General features: G+C 37.8%; 1 protein-coding gene and 1 pseudogene. Both read left to right on the top strand.

Annotated elements, in window-relative coordinates; genetic code table 11:
- Positions 1-1341: Vomp family autotransporter (locus ACFIO5_RS09560; protein ID WP_375705279.1), on the top strand; the 1341-nt coding region annotated here is incomplete at its 5' end.
- A gap of 823 nt (positions 1342-2164) precedes the next feature.
- A pseudogene (locus ACFIO5_RS09565) lies at positions 2165-3438 on the top strand (hypothetical protein); the annotation flags it as partial.

The following is a 3438-nucleotide window of genomic DNA, read 5'->3' on the forward strand; positions in this document are numbered from 1 at the left end:
AATTATCATGACGTTGGCTCAGCTTTGAGTGGTCTTGATGCGAATGTGAAGAGTGTGAATACGCATCTGACGAATGTGGTAAAAGATGTCAATGAAAAAATCACGAATATTACACAAGAAGTCAAAGGGGACGCTTTGTTGTGGAGCGGTGATGAGCAGGCATTTGTAGCACAGCATGGAGAGGGAAGAACCAATAGCAAAATTAAGTTTCTTGCCAATGGAGATATTTCTGCTAACTCAACAGATGCTATAAATGGTTCGCAGCTTTATTTGATGAGCAACCAATTGGCTGCGTATTTTGGTGGTGGCGCTGGTTATAATAATGGAAAATGGACCGCTCCTACTTTCAAGATAACACATTTCAAGGCTAACGGGAGTTCTGCTGAAAAGAAGGATTATCATAACGTTGCCAGTGCTTTTGACGGCGTAAGTGAGAGTATGTCTAAGATAAACGACCGCATTCAAAATGTTGAAAACAATGTCTCGTCCAATGGTTTAAATTGGAATGAGCAGAAAAAAGCTTATGACGCTAGCCATGATGGTCAACCAAGTAAGATTATCAATGTAGCAGATGGTAAAATTGCAGAAGGTTCAAAAGATGCAGTCAATGGTGGACAGCTTTGGGAGACCAACGAACGTATCACTGGCGTTGAAAAAGATATTAAACATATTGAAAACAGAGTCGACAATATTTCCACTACGGTTACGAATATTGGTGAAACAGTTTTCAATATTGAAGACAGAGTTGATAATATTGAGAATACGGTTAATAATCTTTCTGATGGTGCAGTTAACTATGATAAAGATGTTGATGGTAAAAAGACCAATAAGATCACTCTAAAAGGTGGGAATGAAAGTGAACCTGTTATGATTGATAATGTTGCGGATGGTCGTATTGAACAAGGTTCGAAAGAAGCTGTTAATGGTGGTCAACTACATGATTACACTGAGCAGCAGATGAAGGTCGTTCTTGATCAATCAAAGCATTACACAGATCAACGGGTGAATAATATCGTTATCGATGCTATTGATGATGCCGTTGATCGGGCTCACCAATATACAGATATGAAGTTTAATATTTTAAGTTATGACATTAAGAGTGTACGCAAAGAAGCAAGACAAGCAGCTGCTGTTGGTCTAGCAGTGTCCAATCTACGTTACTTTGACGAACCAGGATCTTTGAGTGTCTCATTTGGTAGCGGCGCATGGCGTGGACAATCGGCATTTGCTCTTGGAGCTGGTTATACATCTGAAAATGGAAAAATCCGCTCTAATCTCTCTGCCACGAGTGCTGGTGGTCATTGGGGAATAGGTGGTGCAATCACTCTGAAAATAAAATAATACCAACAATAAAAACCGAACAAAACATTCACCCTTATTTATTGAAATGAGGGTGAATATTTTTTACAGACGCACAGTATTTATCTAGAGATAAGCATAATATTTGATGACGATATAAACTTTGAGGTTTTATAGAAGCCCCTTATATGCTTTTATTGCAAAAAGATCACAGTAGAATCCATATTGCTAAAAAGTTATATTTTTATGTTGCTATTTTCTTGAACAGTCTATAGTCGTGCAGGAATGTATATTAATAAGACTCATTTTGATAAAATAACTTTCAAAGGGGGGATAAGTAGTGCGTAAAGATAAAAGATACATCAAAGGATCACGCATATATCATTACATGATATTTTAAGAAGAGAAGTCCTAACTAAAAAAGCAATTATCCAAAGCAAGTTAGATATCGGACATACTACAATCTCTTTTTATTTTACTTGTTATTAATAAAAAAATGCTTTCTAATAAAACTAAAGTCTATAATTAAGAAAACACATACTAAAACCTTTTTTAAAGCATTTTATAGTAACGACTACCAAGTAAAAAGTAATATTAAATATGGAAGACCTCTTTTTTAGTTAGTAAAAAACAGCATACTAAAACCCTTAGATTCTAAATGTATTATTTCTATGTCCACAAAACATAAACCAAAAACAAACATTTAAATCTCAATACAGAAAGCACAAACAAAACAAAAGACTCAAAATGTTCACATCCTAAGCAACGATCCTCTATTATGAATTCCAGAGGGGTTAATAATGCTAAAATGTGTCTTTTTTATGTTTTGGAGGTGTTTTTAAGTTTTTTCATTGGAGAATTTGTTATGAAAAAATTATATGCCACATTAGCACACGATGATGCAAATGGGACTCATTTTCCTTATCCCTTGTCTTTGGTGAGGGTGCTTTTGTTGGTTGCAATAGTTGCGTTTTTATCGAATGTTTCTCCTAGTTTTTCGGCAAATGTCGATTTAAGCAAAATGTTCCTTGAAGGTGTCGATAGTGCTGTTGTAGGAACTCCACAAAATGTTATCTCTGCTTATAATAGCGATAACAGTGAATTAGATGCTTCTAGTGCGTCAAAGGAGAATTATATAACAGCGTTGAGTGTTGCGACGACACCTAAGGGGGATGCTACCAGTGACTATGCAAATTTTCTCATCAATACTCTTTCTGGTAATAGTGATAAGAATTCCACAATAAAGACTGATAATAGTTCTGTAATAAATACTTTGACAGCAAGACAACTTATTCCTGTTAGTGAAATGCAGAGAGGTGGTGGCAAAGGTATTGAGTTGGGTGCGGCGGCGAGTGCGCCCTCTGTGTCGTCTATTGCGATAGGCAATGAGCAAAAATGTGATAAAGGCAAAAACTGTTATTACGTCGCTGCACGTGCGTCAGCTGAAAGAACAATAGCTATCGGTTTATCATCTGAAGCTAAGAATTATCAGGGAATTGCTATTGGTGTTACTGCAAAAGCACTCGCTGACAGTGCTGTTGCTATAGGTCCCTTTACAAAGGCGACAGAAAAAAATGCTATCGTTTTGGGGTATAGTTCAGAGGCGACAGGTTTGAATAGTATTTCTATAGGGCGCTCGGCGCACTCTTTGGGTCAGCATAGTATCGCAATAGGTTCTGATGATATTACAGATAAATATCCAGATGATTATACAACTGCGAAGAGTAATCATTCAATTGCCGTAGGGCGTGTTGCTAAAGTCCGAGGAGAAAATGGGATTGGTATTGGTCAGCGTTCATCGGTATGGGATAATGCTAACAATGGCATTTCTATCGGTTACTATTCAAAAGCACAGGCGTTGGATAGTATCGGGCTAGGTCACGACGCTTTGGGGATGGTGGAAGGGAGTGTTGCAATAGGAAGCCATACTAGAGCCAATAGGGCTGCTGGTGTTCCGGGTTATACTTCTGTGCTGCAGGGACCTGCAACGAATGAGGTATCTTATTGGAAATCTACATTAGGTGCTGTTAGTGTTGGTGATGTTGATGCTGGCAAAACACGACAAATTACAGGTGTAGCGGCTGGTAGTGAAGATGCAGACGCAGTGAATCTAAGACAATTGCAAGACTTAGAAGATGT

It is taken from the genome of Bartonella sp. AA86SXKL, from assembly GCF_042196885.1.